This window comes from Parapedobacter luteus (assembly GCF_900168055.1).
In the GTDB taxonomy this organism is placed as follows: Bacteria; Bacteroidota; Bacteroidia; order Sphingobacteriales; family Sphingobacteriaceae; genus Parapedobacter; species Parapedobacter luteus.
This window is the reverse complement of the sequence record NZ_FUYS01000006.1, coordinates 239,614-256,722: the sequence shown is the minus strand read 5'-3', so window position 1 is coordinate 256,722 and position 17,109 is coordinate 239,614. Positions and strand designations below refer to the sequence as shown.

Sequence of the window (17,109 nt, the reverse complement as noted above, 5' to 3'; positions counted from 1 at the left end):
TTAAGTTCACTACGGTTGTTGAACAGATACGTGTACCGTATAGGTTTTCCGTACTTTGCGGTTGCCCGAAACAACGGTCCAACTTTTGGGATTGTTCAGGTCAGAGAAATCGACGAAGCCGGTGATTTTCGGTTCCAATTTTGCGTCGGTGACCAATGAAAATTGTGGATAAAGATTCTTGAGGTCTGTTCCGAAAAAGACCTCCACCTCGATGGTACACGCCACGGTGTCAATAACGGGATTCCGAGTCCGCACGGTTTGGTAGTCCGTGCCAAGTAACTCGAAGTTGCTCACGTAGCAATCTGCCCGGGACGTAATGAGCAGTCCGTCTTCATCGATGGGATAGTCCGAGCAGCTTACTGTGACGGCTATCGACAATACCGCCAGGCACAAGGTACTGGCATATTTTCTTAATCGTTCTATTAATAGGGTCTTCATATGTTCCAAATCTACTGATGTGTTTCTGTCTACAGTTCAATTGTTATAGCCAAGGCGTGTTCTGCGTCAAGTTCGGATTGCGGTCGCGTTCGCTTTCGGGAATGCGGAAAATATAGTTCCGTTCGTACTCCCGTTCAGGTGTATTCTGGTAGTAACGTTGTTGATTGGCGCCATGGGTATCCCTGCGCCATACGCCCGGCCCGTAGGGCTCTCCCCAGACCCGTTCGATTGCCCGCCAACGGCGCAAGTCGAAGCCGCGATGTCCTTCGCCCAATAATTCGACGATACGTTCCTGCTCGATTGCATCAAAGAACGCTTCTTTAGAAGCCGTTTTTTCGCCATTTAAGGGCGGCAAATTGCCGCGGTGGCGAATCTTGTTCACCAAGTCGATAGCATCAGCTGTCGGTCCGGACAACTCGTTGGTTGCTTCGGCATACATCAGGTATACATCAGCAAGGCGCATCACGGGGAAGTGATAGTCTCCCTCGCTTCGGCCAAGGCCCGCCTCATTCCGTAGGAATTTCCGAAACACATAGCCCGAATTTGTTCCATCGGTATTGTACGAAATGTAGGTTTCGCCGCCTATGGTAATCGGCTGGGCCCACGTTTGGTAGATGAAGGGAACCCAACCTGTAGATTGCCTGTTGACCATTCCCACGCTCATCTCATAGTCCCACATGATGGATGCCTTCATTCGGTAGTCGCGATTTTCGTAGCTCTGAGGGTTCACGGCCGATCCGGGAGTTGTGCGGGCATCGGGGTTTGAGGGATTCATGGGGATTAGCGGATCCACGAAATCACCAGTGATGATGGATTGGTAACGGTCGGCGATTTCATACCGTGGCGATACCCAGCATTGAGAACCCTCGTGCGAGCGACCAGCCACGTCGCGCATGAGCTCTTCACCTTGGTTGGTGCCGATACCGCCGTGGGTAAAGCCCATGATGATCTCGGGATCGCCATTCGCTACGGGAGTAAACAAGTAATAATAATTGGGGAGGATTTCCGCCCGCCCAAGGGTATCGATGTCGCCAGGCTCGCCACCGCGGAACAGCATCAGGCCATAGTCTTGGATAACGCTCCGGAAATCCTCGGCCGCAGCGGTGAATGCCTCAGTAGCTTCGGATGCGTGTGGTGTAAACGTGTCCAGCTCTGGCCAGCCGTTTTTGTTCCAACAGGCCCAGTACAGGTTTAGTTTTCCACGGAATGCCAACGCTGCCGGTTTTGCGGCCCTTCCCATTGCGGGTGGCGAATCGGGCAGTCGTTCAAAGGCGTCGGTAAAATCGGCCAGAATGGAGTCTTTTACCTGCGCTATGGGCATTCGTTCAATATTCGCCACCTCGGCATTTCCGTTGACGATTCTACCGATATACGGTACGTCGCCCCACATGGAGATGAGTCGGAAATATACCATGCCGCGCAAGAGCTTAGCTTCCCCGATGATGGCGTCAAGGTCGGCCGCAAGATTAGGATTGCTTGCAGCCATTTTTTCGGCATTTTCAATGACGTAATTCGCCCGGTTGACCCCTCCATAGAGGTAGCGATACATCTTGTCAAAGCTGCCGGCGTATCCTGTGGGATTATAGTTTGCGCCGTGGTAGGCGTCGCCAAGGCGAAGGTTGCCACTTGTGGCGCTGGTACCACGGGCACGTACATATTCGCCATGCCCATCGAGGTAATAATCCCGGTCAAACAAGGGTCTGACAGACGAGTACAATCCCATTAATGCATATTCTGCGTCGTCGAGATTTTGCCAAAAAGCGCTTTCGCCCAATTCGGTCGTGGGCTGGCGGTCCAGCAAGTCCTTCACACAGCTGGTCAATAACACCACGGGTGCCAACGCTATCAACAATAAAGACCTATAGTTTCTTTTCATAATGTGTTATCAAAAAGGTTACAAACTCAAGTTCAAGCCAACGGTGTACGACTTGGTCAGCGGATACATATCATTGCGCGTAGCGGTGCTCTCCGGATCGACTCCACGATACGACGTAAACGTTAGCAGGTTTTCGGCGGAGAGGTACACGCGGAAATTCCGTATCCGGAGCCGCGATAGTAAGTTGTTAGGCAACGAGTAGCCCACTTGAATATTTTTAAGTCGAAGATAACTCATGTCATCCAGCCAAAACGTTGTTTCCTCCCGGTTGGCATTGCCCGCTAGGCGTGGCCACTCGCCATTACGATTTTCCACGGACCAGGGGAGGTACCAGTGGTCCCAGGTGGACGCATAGCGGCTGTTACCGAAGTTGACGTTGTTGTAATTGTTAATCCAATAATTCTTACGCCCTGCTGCTCCCTGGAGCAGGATAGCTAAATCAATGCCTCTCCAGGCGACTGCAGAATTCATCGCAAAGTTGGTCGTCGGCATGTCCAGTTGCGAATGCGGATAAGCGACGCGGTCATTTGCATCAATGCGGCCATCACCGTTGACGTCGCGGCGGAGTATATCGCCGGGAGAAGCACCCTGTGGCGTGTTTGAATAAATATCTTGCCAAGTCTGGGCAATGCCGATGTCCTCAAAGGTGTAGACAAAATGGTAGGGCATGCCGATGAAGGTGGTGCCGCGTCCCAGAAACTCATTCCACTTCTCCAGCACCGTCGTGTTGTACGAGCCGTTGAGGTTGATTGAGTAGTTGAAGTCACCACGCGTCTCTGCCCAGGTGATGTTTGCTTCCACTCCCCGATTACGCAGGTCGCCGATGTTTTGTCTCGGGGCGTCATAGGCACCGGTTAAGTGGATGGACATTTCCGATGGCCGGTTCATCCCGGTGGTCAAGCGATCGTAGTAGTCAAGCTCGGATGTCAACCGGTTATTTAACCATCCCAGATCCAATCCCAAGTTGAGTACAGTGGTCTTTTCCCAAGACAACAGCGGGTTGACCATTTTCCGGTTGACGAAGCCGCGCGATATCTGGTTGCCGATGATATAGGGGCTGGATGCTAACGTAGGTTGTTGTTCGTAGCGGCCCACGCCGCTGTTATTTCCCAGACCGCCATATGATGCCCGAAGTTTTCCCGAATTGAGTACCCCATTCTTCAGCGCGGAAAGGAACCCTTCTTCGGTAAATCGCCAGCCGATGGCTGCTGAAGGGAAGAAACCGAATCGGCTTCCCTCCAAAAATTTGGACGAACCATCGTATCGGAAGTTAAACTCAAAAAGGTACCTATCAAATGCTTGATAGTTTAGGCGGCCGATGAAGGAGCGTAGCCCTTCGTTGTTGGAATTACCTCCAGCCGTTTGGATATCCGTCAATGCTGCATCGATTTCATGAAGCGAAGGGTGGAGCCGGTCGTTTCGCGATCCCGATTGTACCCGGTCATACCAAAATTCTTCGCTGAATACGAACAAAGCGCCGATCCGATGGTTTTGGGCGATGGTTTTGTTGTAATTTAACTGTGCATTTAACAACGTTTTGTAGCCCGTGGCCGTTGCATTGCTGACCCCCGCGTTATTGCCTACATACACACGGCTGCCGAACCGGTTTCCCTGGAAGTTGTAGGCCGTGTTTGGCATATTGGCACTCCATGAAAATTGATTGTAATAATTAAGCGAGCCATCCACCTTGGCCTTCAAGCCTTCGAAGAATTCCCATTCAAGAAATACGTTGGCGTTGGTCTCCTGCCGGTTGTTTCTATTTAACATGTTTTGGTATACCGTGTAGGGATTGTAGGCTTGCGGGTCTTCGTTATAAGCCATCACGCCACCATAGTAGCCCGAAACGGGGTCATAAGGCGTAATCCCTGCAATGGCATATTGCAGGTCAAAACCCGCGGTGTTTGATGCATTGTCGTCTGTGAAGCCTTCCTCGAGTGCGTATGTATACTTACTCCAGTTGCCCTGTATCCGGGCGCCGATGTTGATGTTGTCCCGAATTTTATAATCGTAGTTTAGGCGGGCATTGTAGCGGGTATAGTCATTGTTAATTTGCAGGCCTTTCTCATCCATCATTCCGCCGGAGAAGAAGAAGCTTGATCGATCATTGCCCCCGGTGGCAGAAAGGTTGTAGTTTTGAATGGCACCGTCGCGGAGAATGATATCCCACCAGTCTGTATTCGGATAGCGTAGCGGGTCTATCATTCCCAAGGCCATCCACTGGTCGATGGTGCCATTCTTGAACAACAGGTTTGCATCGAGGGTATTGACACGCTGGGATAGCTGGTGCAACGTCAGCGCACGCGGGTAGTCGGCCATAAATGAAAATGACTTTGTAGGCCGTTGCATCGCAACTGTACTGTTAAACGTGATGCTGGCTTCCTTACCTCTTCCGGATTTGGTTGTGATGAGAATGACACCATTTGCTGCCCGCGAACCATAGACAGAAGAAGACGTGGCATCCTTCAATACGGATATGCTCTCGATGTCGTTCATGTTCAGTCGGTTGATGTCTACATCGGGCATTCCATCCACGACGATCAACGGGCTGCTGTTGTTTACTGTCCCTAATCCGCGGATCATCAAGTTGGCGTTGTTATTGCCTGCCATTCCCCGTGACTGGTTGGCAGCGAGCCCTGGAAGCATACCAGCAAGTCCGGAGGAGACATTGGAAAGCGAACGGCTCGTCATTTTTTCGTCTACCGTCAGCGTTGCGATAGAACCCGTTACGTTGGCTTTTCGTTGCGTACCGTATCCCACCACGACCACTTGGTCGAGGATTTGCTCATCGGACTCCAAGGTGATCGTTATTGGAGTTCCGGCAATTGCCTGAACCTCCTGAATCTTGTAGCCGACCGATGAGATGACTAACCAGTCATCCGGTTGTGCGGCGATGGAAAATTGGCCCTCGGCATCTGTTCCAGCCGACACGGTCGTCCCTTTGACCAGCACCGTAGCCCCTTCGATGGGTATACCCTCAGCGTCGACCACCTTCCCCGTGACGTTACCCTGTGCTCGAGCCGAGTAGACGAACACAACAACGGGAAAGCATAATAACAATAGTCTCAGGAATTGTCTTATGTTTACCATAATTCATAAAATTGGTTAAAAAAACTATAATTGGTTATTTGTCAAATACCACGCACTGCGGATGCACCGTACTTGACGGGGGTGCCGCTCTATATGAAAAGAAGTTTTATTTAAATCTATAATTGTCGAACGCAATTATACAAATAAGCGAGTCATTAATGCAATCGTTTACGCAATTAAATTTACGAAAACGTTGTAGTTGTTTTAGCTTATAATATAAGAGGTTAGGATGCTTTTTTAGCCGGAGAAAAGTACTTTTGCCGTCTGAATCACGCTTAATTGTGAAAACGTTATCCAAATAACCTGCAATAGTCTGGGGCAGTATAGCAGTTCCTTCTATACTTGAATACCTGCAGCAGAAGCGCGATAACGTTCATATTCTTCCTGTTGCTGCAAGATAAAGGCATTGTTTTCCAGGCTGCCTACCACGGCTTTCATTTCATCGAGGTTTTCGTAGACCATCTGGCGGAAAGGGTTACTATAATCTTTCGCACGTGTTTTATAAATCTCTCTGCAAATCCATTCCTTAGTCTTTACACTTTCATCGATTAGCTGCCGAATAAAATCACGGGTTAGCTCCGCTTTTTCCATGCCGTTAAGCTCCAGCAATGAAGCGATGGCGTGCTCAAGTTTATGCGTGGGGTATTCGTTGCTCAATAGGTGATAGCGCTGGTGTACCTTATCCCAATCCGCGATTTTTCCCGTCCGGATATCGTCGAGCAGCGCGTCCATGTCGGGCTTACGCACGAGCTGGCCCCCCATGTTTTCGAACGGCATCCGCCCGAATTGTACGGTGGGGTCAAGGTATTCCGCTTTGAATTGTTCAAATGTGTGGCCATCGAAATAGTGCTTGAGCTGGGTTGCCGCATAATATTCAACCATCCGGCGGTAGGCAACATAGCCTTCGCGCACTTTAATGAGCACCACCTTGCGTTTGGAGTTTTCCACGCCTTCCAGCAAAATTTCGTGGTCTGCCAGATTGATGGTAGCGTCATCGATGATTTTCCGGCCCAGCGTTGCCCAATCGGTATTTTGAACATCTGGGTAGAACGCCTTTCCAACCGCCGTTTCGATTTCGCGGAGGGCCGCGAATGCCTCATTTATGGTGTCGGGCGCCAGCACATCATATTCAAAATGTTGGTTTTTAAGTGTGCGCCTATCGCGGTTGAGGAATTTCGTATTGTTGCGCATCAACGCATACATGTTGTACAAGAACCAATAAGCCGGCAGGATGACGAGGCGGTCGTTGGCCACGTCGTGGCTCACCATCGCGAACGGCAGGCGGACGTCCAGCTCGTGGAGAAAATCGCCTTTGACGATGAGCGTGTACGAGGCGAAGCGCGAGTTGTGCTTGAGGCTCACGCACAGGCCGGGCCAGAAGCCCCTGGCGGCGATGATTTCACCATCCGCGCCCCGGGAGTTGTGGTTGGAGCCCACGGTAGCGCCCGCGGCCATGTTGCTTTGCCCCATCACCAGCGCCGCGCAGAGAAACGAATTATTGTGGTGCTGCTCATGCGCCGGGAAGATGAGCGAGTTGAGCACCTCACAGCACGATATGGTGCTGTTGTCACCCAAGAAAGAATTGATGAGGCGGGCACCATATTTGAGTTGCGAAAACGACGACAGTATAAAGCGCACGGCCTTCACACCATAGAAGATGCGGCAGCCATGTCCGATGATACCATTGACCAGTTCGCACCCTTCTCCGATTTGCGTATAGGCTCCGGTTATGGAATTGACCGTTACGTTCTTCAATTTATTTACGCCCTTGATGTAGGCGTCCGTGCCTATCTTCACATCCTTGATGGTGTGGGAGTTTTTGATGACCGTCCGGTGGCCCACCACGCTGTAATAACCGCGGAAGGTATCAAACCGCTGGAAGGTCATGGCACTAAACCGATCCTGCAACTGGCGGTCATGCCGGTGGCGTGTCCAGAGGTACACATCCGAAGCCTGCATGCCATCGAAAGGCAGTACCCCGCGGCCACCGTTTTCGTTGCACAGCTCCAACTCGATGAGGCTACTTTCGGCGTCGCCATCCCGGAGGATGCCGTTGCCGAATTTGGCATTGCTGCTCGTCTCCATCTCATTGATGTTGAAGAGCACTACCTCATCGCCAATAACGAAGTGTGCGAGGTAGCGCACGTTATGTACAGCAGTCCGCCCCCCGATGTCGCAGCTTACGATTGTGCTGTTGTAAATGCCCGCGGGCAGCTTCAGGTCGCGGTACTCCAAATAGATAGCCTCCATATCGCCGATGCGCACCCGTCCATAGAATTTGCTGTGCTCAATCTGCTCGGGCAGGAAACTGTCCGTCACCCACACATCAGCCCAGTTGGGCGAATAGTTGCCGTTACGCATAAGACGGTCAATTTCAGTTTCGGAAAGAGGCCGGTAGCTGTATGCCGACAGTTGCTGCCGGTTGCGGAGGTAATACTCATCCGCGCCCTGCGGCAGGTATTCGCCGGGGATAAAATCATAACCCAGCGTATGAAGAGGTTTTTTGTGAATGATCATGCGTTTGGTTATTCTACAGTGACCGATTTGGCCAGGTTGCGTGGTTTGTCTACATCCAAGCCCCGTTCCACGCCAATGTAATAGGCCAACAATTGCAACGGGATGACGGCCACCAGCGGCGCCACAATTTCGTGACAAGCAGGTACAACCATCACCGCTTCGGCCATGTCATTTATCGCATCGTCTCCCTCGGATACCACGGCCACCACCTTGCCCTTGCGGGCGTTGATTTCCTGAATGTTGCTCACGATTTTCTCGTGGTACACATCCTTGGTTGCTACAAACACCACGGGTAGGCTTTCGTCCACCAGGGCGATGGGTCCATGTTTCATCTCCGCCGCCGGATACCCCTCAGCATGGATATACGTGATTTCCTTCAGTTTCAACGCACCCTCCAGGGCGATTGGGAAGTTATATCCACGGCCCAGGTAAAGGAAGTTTGCCGCATCCTTATAGCCGCGCGCGATGGCTTTGATGTTTTCCACTTGGTTTTTCAATACCCACTCCACCTTGGCGGGTACGTCATCCAGTTCGCGGAGCAGCGTCTGGAACAATTCATTTGATATCGTACCCCGTATCTCGGCAAGTTTCAGTGCGATGAGCTGCAGTACAGCAAGCTGTGCAGTGAACGCCTTCGTGCTGGCCACGCCGATTTCCGGTCCCGCGTGGGTATACGCCCCCGCATCGGCCAGCCGGGCGATGGATGAGCCCACCACATTGACGATACCGAAAATTGTTGCCCCCTGTTTCTTGGCGTTTTCCAGCGCTACCAATGTATCCGCTGTTTCGCCGCTCTGGGAAATGGCAAGGATGACATCTTTTGGTGACACGATTGGATTGCGATAGCGGTATTCCGACGCGTATTCGACTTCCACATTGAGCCGGCAAAGCTCCTCGATCAAATATTCGCCGATAAGCCCCGCGTGCCAGCTTGTGCCGCAGGCCACGATGACAATGCGGTTGGCCTCGCGCAGCTTGTCCTGTATTTTTTCCAGGCCGCTCAATGTGATGGTCCCCTGTTCGGCGTTCAGCCTGCCCCGCAGCGAATCTTGGATGGTCTGAGGCTGTTCGTGTATTTCCTTAAGCATGAAATGGTCGAAGTTGCCCTTTTCAATAGCCGCCAGCTCCATGTCCAGCTTTTGCACGAAAGGCGTGATGCGTTCGTTGCCCAGGTTTTTTAGGATAAGCTCATCGGGCCTTACGATAGCCAGTTCGTAGTCGTTGATGTACACCACCTCCTTGGTATAGGCAAGCATGGGCGAGGCGTCCGAGCCGAGGAAGTGCTCGTTTTTCCCCACGCCAATGACTAAAGGGCTGCCCTTCCGCGCAGCGATAATGGTGTCAGGAAGATCTTTGTCGATCAGCAGGATGACATATGCGCCGGTGACACGTTTGAGCGCGATGCGTACCGCTTCTTCCAGCGAACACACGTTGTTGATCTTGATATCTTCGATAAAGTTGAGTAGTACCTCTGAGTCCGTATCACTGTTGAAGGTATACCCTTTATTAAGCAGCTCATTTTTCAGCTGCCCATAGTTTTCGATAATGCCATTATGGATGAGGGCGATATGCTTGGATGAGGAATAATGCGGATGTGCATTGCGGTCGGAAGGTTCACCATGCGTGGCCCATCGCGTATGGCCGATGCCTGTTGTCGCTGTGAGCGGTTGCGCGGCAGCAAACGTTTCCAGTGCCGCTACCTTGCCCTGCTTCTTATACACGAGGACGTCATCCCCGCTATGCAATGCCACGCCAGCGCTGTCATAGCCCCGGTATTCCAATTTTTTCAGTCCGTCGATTAAGATGGGATACGCCTGTTTCTGGCCCGTATAGCCTACAATTCCGCACATATATGATGTCTTTGTTGTTTGGTATGACGGCAAAAATAGGATTTTTGCGACTAATCAATCGATTGCGGACGGTTTTTTTTACGCTATAAAAGCGGCAAGCGCACCATTCGATTAACCTTACTGTGTCCGCCCGTGCCGCCAACGCTTTACCGAATGCTTAGTAGAGCTTTACCATTTGCTTACCCCTGGCTTACCTCTTCCTTACCCCTGGCTTACCTCTTCCTTACCCCTGCCTTACCCTTTCCATACCCTTTCCATACCCTTTCTATACCCTTTCCATACCCTTTCTATACCGTTTCCTTACCCTTTCCATACCTTTTCCTTACCCATTCCTTACCCTGAAGGTAGTAAAAGGGTATAAAATGGGTAGTGCGGAGGTAAGGGAAGGCTTTTGTTGTAGCGGAGTTGGCCTATGGCCGATTTACAGGGAGTACCGCATCTTCATATTGGCCATAAACCACAAAAACTTGAAAGCGGTTAGCGTAGAAACTTTGGCTTGCCTTTACTGCTTGCTAAAACGGCGCGTAGATTAGTGAATGTATGGGCAAAGAATTATCTTTGCCCGCATGATTTACGCGTGTATAGCCGCCTCGTTGTTTGTGTCCATATTGTTGTATTTTCGAATTGCTGATCGCTACAACATCATTGATAAGCCCAACGAGCGTAGTAGCCATACGCTAGTGACGATTCGTGGTGGCGGGGTGGTGTTTTATTTAGGGGCATTGGCGTGGTTTGTCTGGAGCGGAGGGGCTCATCCGCTCTTTTTCGCAGGCCTCACACTGATTACGCTTATCAGCTTCCTTGACGATGTGCTTACACTATCAAACCGGCTGCGAATCAGTATCCATTTGATTGCCGTATTATTGCTGTTTACCGATGTGCGGCTTTTCGACTATTCCTGGTATCTGATTTTACTGGCGTTGGTGTTGGTTATCGGTACCATCAACGCCTATAACTTTATGGATGGAATCAATGGCATTACGTCAAGCTACAGCTTTGCCGTTTTATTGCTGCTCTGGCTGGTCAACCGGGATGTGGGCTTTATCGACGATCGCTTATTGTATTGCACGGCTGTTGCCAATGGGGTATTTGCGTTTTTCAACTTCCGGAAGCGCGCGAAGTGTTTTGCCGGCGATGTCGGAAGTGTCTGCATGAGTTTTATCTTGATTTTTGCGACGCTAAGCCTGATTTTAGCAACGGGGAATCTTATTTACATCATGTTTTTTGCGGTGTATGGGGTGGATAGTGTGCTTACGATCATTCACCGATTATTCAATCGGGAGAATATCTTTAAGGCGCACCGGACGCATCTGTATCAATATTTGGCGAATGAGGGCAGAGGGAACCGGTTGGTGATAGCGACGTGTTATGGTTTATTGCAGGTTGGGGTGGGAGTGTTGATTATGATAGCGACGGATTATCCATCTATCACGCAGCTCAAAGTGGCGTTGTGTCTTTTGGCTTTGCTTACATTGGCGTATGTTGGGATAAGGCGGTATATACTGGGAGGTGTTTTAAAAACTTCGTAGGGTTTTCATTAACCCATCCTTTGCCAAAACAGGCAATCTGTTAATCTTCAAAGCCGCTTTGATTTTTTCATTGCTCACCACATAGCTTTCTGTTAATTTTTTTAAGCGTTCACTATTTAACGGCAGTTTCGTTTTATCACCCAGACGCGCTATCCCCTTGATTAGCCCTGGTGATATCTTCCATAATCTTGCTTTTTTTCCTCGGGCTTCACCGATTAGGCGGATGAGTTCGTTTGTCGATAGCGCATCGTCATCCGCTAAATGATACGTCCCCCCAAGGACATCCGGATTCTTAAGAATCCATTTGATGACAAATTGGAGGTTTTCGACAGAAAGGAACGAACGGCGGTTATCGAATGCTGCCAATGGGTAGGGTAAGCCCTTACTCACAACTTGGTATAATAAATTAAGGTTACCTTTATTGCCCGGCCCGTGAATCATACAGGGGCGCAGGATAAACAAGCGTTTCCCGTCAGGCAATGGCTGGCTGTTGAGGTATTGCTCGGCCATCCACTTGGATTTGCCGTAAGGGGTTTGGGGATTGGGTTCGGCCTCTTCATCGAGAATTCCTACTACTGAATCAGCTACTGCTTTCACGCTGCTGAAATAAATAAAATCCCGCGCATCACTTTCTAAAAATCGATCAAACAGTTGTTTGGTTAATTCGGTATTGACCTGGAAATATTCTTCCGGACTACTGATGTTTTTGGTATCGTGGGCTTTGCCGGCAAGGTGGATGATGGCCGTGTAATTAGCTATCAATTTTTGTTGCCATTGGTCGTCCCTAAGCGAAATTGGTAGGCAATCCATGCCTTGTCCCTTCAGGTAAGGAATCAGATTTTGTCTGACAAAGCCGGTGAAGCCGGTGACTAATATAATCATTTGGTTGGTTTATTTTCTCAGCAGCCGTAGTGTGATGTAGTTTGTGATGTAATACAAAGATGTGAAAAATGATTGCTGTTCTATATGCCGATAAATATGCCAATGGTATTTTACAAGTTTCCATTTATTGCTGGATATGGAACCTTTCCTTACCCTGTATCTCGCTAGTATTTCCGGGACACAATATGCATAGTCTACTTTCTTTAACAGTTGCAACCAAAGTGTATAGTCTTGTCGGTTCCTTATATCAACCATATAAACTTTACCGAAATACTGCGTATCATACATTGCTGTCAGGCAACCAATTTTATTAGACATCATGGTTGACCGGTAGGTGACTTTCTTGGGGAAATAATCCATTTTCTTTATAAGTTTCCCCTGTTCGTCAATTTGTTCGTAATACGCAAATGTAAACGGTGTATTGTTATCCTCCATAAATCGGAGCTGAACTTCGAGCTTATTAGGCAACCAGATGTCATCGCTATCTAAGAAAGCGATGTATCGCCCAGCAGCAGCTTCGATACCAAGATTGCGTGTTTTCGCCGGTCCGAGATTACACTCATTTCGGATTAATTTGATTCGGTTATCCCCTTTTTGGTATTCCTCTACGATTCTGGTGCCGTCGTCTGTGGAACAGTCATCTATGACAATGAGTTCCCAATTAGAATAGGTTTGATTAACAATGCTAGCTATTGATTCGCTCACAAATTGTCCGCCATTGTAAAGTGGTGTGATTATTGTTACACAAGGATTGTGTACGTTTGGATAATTTCGCATTATTTTATGAAAACGATCAATATATAGCAATTATTTGGAGCAAATTTAATTAAAATATTGTGGTAGTTTCCAATTAATAGATTACAGTATTAAGTTTAAAGTATGTTAAAAAGTAATTTCAATAGTGCATTTTTCTTTACCGTAATCTTCACGGTAGTTTCTTCATGTGTGCAAGGCCAAAGTACAGCTTCGAAAGTTCTTAAACTAAATCAAAAAGGACAACTGTCATTGGTAAATTATGCAAATAGTGGAGATGCAAATAGCGTCAATGTGATACCAGACTTTTCGCATGCTGGTTATAAGGGAGGGGGGGTATCAATTCCTACTGTAAGTACTAAAATTATTTTGGAGCCTGAGAAAGGAGACCAAACTAAAAGATTACAAGACGCGATTATTCAAATTAGTAATTTACCGTTAGATGAAAATGGATTTAGAGGTAAAATATTACTAAAAAAGGGCGAATATGAAATCAAGGGTAAGTTGACTATTGCCGCTTCGGGAGTGGTTTTGGCAGGGGAGGGGCAAGGTAAAGATGGTACGGTTTTAGTGGCTACAGGTAAGAATAAGCAGATTTTGATTGGTATAGGTACGGACGCATCCATAGTTGAACAAATAGATCAGACTCGACAGCGAATAACTGATGATTTTGTTCCAACTGGCAGTGTTAGCTTCGCTGTAGAGCGTATTAGTGACTTCGCTGTTGGAGATACGATTTTCATCCGAAAAGAACCTAATGATGCTTGGATTAAAGCGATCGGAATGAGTAAATATGGTTGGAAACCAGAAAGCTATCGTATCGATCATGAGCGAATTGTAACAGCTATCAAGGGAAACCAATTGGAAGTTAACATACCATTAGTGGATCCAATATATAAATCTTACGGGGGGGCGAGTGTCGCGAAAGCTCGTATCAACAGGGTCACTAAGCAAAGTGGCGTAGAGTACGTTAGAATGGTTTCGAGATATACAAGTCCTAATGATGAGAACCACGGATGGGAAGCGGTTAAAATTGCCAATTCCGAGCACTGTTGGGTTAGAGGAGTAACAGCACAGTATTTCGGACAATCTTGCGTTACAATATTAAAAAATGCAGTTTTCAATACTGTCGAGGACTGTGCTATGCTAGATCCGGTATCACAGAATTCTGGAGGCAGAAGATATTCATTCAATATTGTTTCGGGCTCATTTAACCTCATACAACGCTGCTATACTCGATCGGGTCGCCACGATTTTGTGACGGGAGGTAGGGTAACCGGACCGAATGTGTTCCTTGACTGTTATTCAACTAACGCTAGTGTAGATACTGGACCTCATCAGCGCTGGGCTACAGGTATACTATTTGACAATGTATATTCCAATACGATAAAAGTAATTAACGCTAAGCAGAATGGTACTGGCCATGGTTGGACCGGCGCGCAAGTTATGCTATGGAATTGTGTTTCCCAAAAGCCAAATGGCGTTGTAGCTGAGGTGCCACCTACTGCGATGAATTGGAATATCACAACTCGCCATTCAATTGGTTCATCTGGTATTGGAAAGGTATTGGATGCGATATTTGGGGGTATTGATACAAAAAGCGGCCCTCGGTCACTGTATCTTAAACAATTAGAAGATCGGTTGGGCGTAGAAGCTGTTGAAAATATCACTATTCCGGAACAAAGGAAAAGCAATCTTTTTAATTACTTAAGTAGATGGCAGGGGGAAAGCTAAACTTCTGTAAGGGAATTATATACGGCTAAAAGCTTCTTCTCTTGTGTTCCCCAATTATAGTACTTGGTGACCATAAGTTTGCCATTGTGACCAAGCTTTTTTCGCAACAGAGGATCATCGAAGAGACGCTGAATCACTTTATAGACCTCTGCGGAATTATTTGGTGACACGGCAAATCCACATTCATTTTTTTCTACAAATTCTTTCCACAAAGGAAAGTCAGAACAAATTATTGGAATGCCGTTAAGCATATACTCAAAAAATTTTGTCAGTTCTTTTCTTTCGTAATGAGCGGTTTTCGGAAATAGTGCTAACCCAGCAGTCCAGTTTTGAAGGTAAATTTGTTGAATTTCAGTTTGTGGGACATAAGAATCTTTCCCAATAATTTTAATGGCACTTACTCGAATGATACTATCTAACATGCGGCTTGCCAGTTCGCCTGAGCAGAACCCCACAAAGGTAACATAAATGTCGTCTGAAAGATCAACTAGTTTACTATGATTAAAAGCCCCGCGAGCTTCAGTAACATTCCCTGTATAAAGTAATTTTATTTGCTCATTTTTCGAATTATTAGACTGATGCTCGCTTGTTTCTGAAACAGGAGCATTACAGTCTTTATCATTGTTGGAGATTATAGGATAGTTAAGTATTGTCACGCCTTTTGATGAAAACTCTTTGTAATACTTTTCGGCAAGTAAAATTGTGAATCGCTTTATGGCGAAAGACTCTATACGGTCATAAATTCTAGCAATCAGTCTCCTTGCCGGTTTCCAAATATATTTTTTTTGCAGGATGGATGTCCGGTAATCTTCATGTATATCGTATATAATTTTTTTACCTTTCTTGAAAAGAAAATAAGCAACAAGTATCAACTCCGGATCGTGTATTTGATAGATTTGGGCTTCTAACTTTAAAGCCAGCCGATAAATCTTGTAACATACGACAGACATTCTATGTAGGTGTCCCTTTTTGCTGCCTACATCAAGAATGTTTAAATTATCCTTAAAAATCTCATTACCATGGCCATCTGCAACAATTAGAGTTGTCTCAAAACCATGATTGGACAATGAAACGCACTGTTTGAATAAGATCCGATTATCATAGCGCGCGTGCACGCTAGTTAAATGCACAACTTTAAGTTTTTTTTGATTCATTCAGAATTTTGAATTTGGTTTGTTTGCTCATACCGATGAGAACTCCTAGGGTCGTTAAATGCAAATAGATGACAACATTTTGAATCTGTGCCTCAATTAAAAAATTCATGAACAGGATTACCGCTGTCTGAAAGATATAGGCATTTGCTAGCAAAGTTACAGGTGATCTTACGCTAGTAGCATTTTTGATTTTTAGGGCTACACGCACACTATAAATGATAAAAGCGAAGTATAAGACTAAACCTACCAAGCCGTTTCTCAATAAAATATAAAGGTAAAAATTATCGGTAGAGGAAGTCACAACACCTCGTAAAGGCCCCACACCAAAAACTGGCGACAATTCAAAAATACTTAACGCCCTGGCCCAAGTCCCAAAACGCTTGGAGAATGTGTTTCCTTCAGAAACAAGGGTCTCGATATCCATATTGAGGATGATTTTTAAGCCTAAGTATAGATAGTGATTAAAATATTTTATTATTTCCAAAATCTCATTTCTTAGCAAATAGATGATAAGAAGAGCTCCTATTGTTGCCAATATTACAATAATTTTCTGCTTTGTTCTCGTAAACAGATATATAGCCATTAAAAGCGCAAATGCGAGAAAGCCTGTTCGTGAACCGGATAATAGAATTGTCATAAATCCCATCGCAACAAAAAAATAAGTGGTTGCCTTACCAATTACCCCTTTTGTGATCATTGCCGATAGAAAAAATGAAAGGATTAAGCATGTCATTAAAGACGTTGTATTCGGATTGCCAAAAATTGATGTGACACGTTGAGTCGTAAATAATTTCTCGCTTTGATGTTCGGGAGAATACAGTTTTGTAAGGAAGCTAATTTGTGAAGGAAGAAACTTTTGCAGTAGCGCTAAGCCTGTAATCGCAATTATAACGATTGCCATAATGTAATATGGATGCCTTACGTCGAAACGGTCATTCATACTTATGTGGTATCCGAAGAATAAGAAAACCGGAATTTGCAAATATCGAACTACATCAAGGGGATCTCGGAAACTTAACGAGGTGAGATTCAAAAAGTAACCAATTGAAAGAGACAATAGCCCAAAAGTAAAAATTAGGAAGAATATGGAAAAGATAAATGATATTCTACTGTCAGACTTTACTTGTTGTTTACTAATCAAAAAAAAAGCTAAGGGTAGACATAATACTACCATATCAATAATTCGCATAGCCATTGCGCCAATATAGGCCTGAGGATATGGCCTAATAAAAAAGAAAAGAAAGGCAATAAGGGCGTAATTATATGTAGAAATCTCAAGTCTGACAAAT

At 46.7% G+C, this 17,109-nt stretch carries 11 protein-coding genes; 2 read left to right on the top strand and 9 right to left on the bottom strand.

The genetic code is table 11. From position 1 onward, the window contains the following. Window positions 1–9: 9 nt before the first annotated feature. The 5 genes from B5X72_RS13685 to glmS all read right to left on the bottom strand — a co-directional run bounded on the left by B5X72_RS13685 (window position 10) and on the right by glmS (window position 9,768). Window positions 10–438, bottom strand: coding sequence for a hypothetical protein (locus B5X72_RS13685; RefSeq protein ID WP_079717474.1), 429 nt, complete (start codon window positions 436–438; stop codon window positions 10–12). A 43-nt stretch (window positions 439–481) separates the two neighbouring features. Then, the gene (locus tag B5X72_RS13680; protein WP_079717473.1) at window positions 482–2,314 is read right to left on the bottom strand and encodes a RagB/SusD family nutrient uptake outer membrane protein; all 1,833 of its coding nucleotides are present in this window, start codon (window positions 2,312–2,314) and stop codon (window positions 482–484) included. Between the two features lie 18 nt (window positions 2,315–2,332). Then, window positions 2,333–5,401: a SusC/RagA family TonB-linked outer membrane protein gene (locus tag B5X72_RS13675; RefSeq protein ID WP_079717472.1), complete on the bottom strand. Its 3,069-nt coding sequence runs from the start codon at window positions 5,399–5,401 to the stop codon at window positions 2,333–2,335. A 336-nt stretch (window positions 5,402–5,737) separates the two neighbouring features. Then, window positions 5,738–7,918 (bottom strand): DUF4954 family protein, encoded by a 2,181-nt coding sequence (locus tag B5X72_RS13670; RefSeq protein ID WP_079717471.1) that lies wholly within the window; start codon window positions 7,916–7,918, stop codon window positions 5,738–5,740. An 8-nt stretch (window positions 7,919–7,926) separates the two neighbouring features. Then, window positions 7,927–9,768: a glutamine--fructose-6-phosphate transaminase (isomerizing) gene (glmS, locus tag B5X72_RS13665; RefSeq protein ID WP_079717470.1), complete on the bottom strand. Its 1,842-nt coding sequence runs from the start codon at window positions 9,766–9,768 to the stop codon at window positions 7,927–7,929. 566 nt (window positions 9,769–10,334) lie between these two features. Here glmS and B5X72_RS13660 point away from each other — a divergent pair. Beyond that, the gene (locus tag B5X72_RS13660) at window positions 10,335–11,297 is read left to right on the top strand and encodes an MraY family glycosyltransferase (protein ID WP_079717504.1); all 963 of its coding nucleotides are present in this window, start codon (window positions 10,335–10,337) and stop codon (window positions 11,295–11,297) included. Here B5X72_RS13660 and B5X72_RS13655 read toward each other — a convergent pair. Then, window positions 11,283–12,179: an NAD-dependent epimerase/dehydratase family protein gene (locus B5X72_RS13655; protein WP_079717469.1), complete on the bottom strand. Its 897-nt coding sequence runs from the start codon at window positions 12,177–12,179 to the stop codon at window positions 11,283–11,285. The two genes, B5X72_RS13660 and B5X72_RS13655, sit on opposite strands and share 15 nt — an antisense overlap. A 9-nt stretch (window positions 12,180–12,188) precedes the next feature. Beyond that, window positions 12,189–12,956, bottom strand: coding sequence for a glycosyltransferase family 2 protein (locus tag B5X72_RS13650; protein ID WP_079717468.1), 768 nt, complete (start codon window positions 12,954–12,956; stop codon window positions 12,189–12,191). Window positions 12,957–13,058: 102 nt separating this feature from the next. Here B5X72_RS13650 and B5X72_RS13645 point away from each other — a divergent pair, with 102 nt between their 5' ends. Next, complete coding sequence (locus B5X72_RS13645; protein ID WP_079717467.1) at window positions 13,059–14,666, top strand: hypothetical protein; 1,608 nt, start codon at window positions 13,059–13,061, stop codon at window positions 14,664–14,666. Here B5X72_RS13645 and B5X72_RS13640 read toward each other — a convergent pair. Both B5X72_RS13640 and B5X72_RS13635 read right to left on the bottom strand, forming a co-directional pair. Continuing rightward, window positions 14,663–15,820, bottom strand: coding sequence for a glycosyltransferase (locus B5X72_RS13640; RefSeq protein ID WP_079717466.1), 1,158 nt, complete (start codon window positions 15,818–15,820; stop codon window positions 14,663–14,665). The two genes, B5X72_RS13645 and B5X72_RS13640, sit on opposite strands and share 4 nt — an antisense overlap. After that, the gene (locus B5X72_RS13635) at window positions 15,801–16,721 is read right to left on the bottom strand and encodes an O-antigen ligase family protein (RefSeq protein WP_176146207.1); all 921 of its coding nucleotides are present in this window, start codon (window positions 16,719–16,721) and stop codon (window positions 15,801–15,803) included. The genes B5X72_RS13640 and B5X72_RS13635 overlap by 20 nt, the downstream gene beginning before the upstream one ends. Window positions 16,722–17,109: the final 388 nt, after the last annotated feature.

Coding starts and splice junctions, on each gene's coding strand:
- B5X72_RS13685 (WP_079717474.1), bottom strand. CDS start 438: ATGAAGACCCTATTAATAGAACGATTAAGAAAATATGCCAGTACCTTG.
- B5X72_RS13660 (WP_079717504.1), top strand. CDS start 10,335: ATGATTTACGCGTGTATAGCCGCCTCGTTGTTTGTGTCCATATTGTTG.
- B5X72_RS13645 (WP_079717467.1), top strand. CDS start 13,059: ATGTTAAAAAGTAATTTCAATAGTGCATTTTTCTTTACCGTAATCTTC.
- glmS (WP_079717470.1), bottom strand. CDS start 9,768: ATGTGCGGAATTGTAGGCTATACGGGCCAGAAACAGGCGTATCCCATC.
- B5X72_RS13655 (WP_079717469.1), bottom strand. CDS start 12,179: ATGATTATATTAGTCACCGGCTTCACCGGCTTTGTCAGACAAAATCTG.
- B5X72_RS13635 (WP_176146207.1), bottom strand. CDS start 16,721: ATGGCAATCGTTATAATTGCGATTACAGGCTTAGCGCTACTGCAAAAG.
- B5X72_RS13670 (WP_079717471.1), bottom strand. CDS start 7,918: ATGATCATTCACAAAAAACCTCTTCATACGCTGGGTTATGATTTTATC.
- B5X72_RS13640 (WP_079717466.1), bottom strand. CDS start 15,820: ATGAATCAAAAAAAACTTAAAGTTGTGCATTTAACTAGCGTGCACGCG.
- B5X72_RS13680 (WP_079717473.1), bottom strand. CDS start 2,314: ATGAAAAGAAACTATAGGTCTTTATTGTTGATAGCGTTGGCACCCGTG.
- B5X72_RS13675 (WP_079717472.1), bottom strand. CDS start 5,401: ATGGTAAACATAAGACAATTCCTGAGACTATTGTTATTATGCTTTCCC.
- B5X72_RS13650 (WP_079717468.1), bottom strand. CDS start 12,956: ATGCGAAATTATCCAAACGTACACAATCCTTGTGTAACAATAATCACA.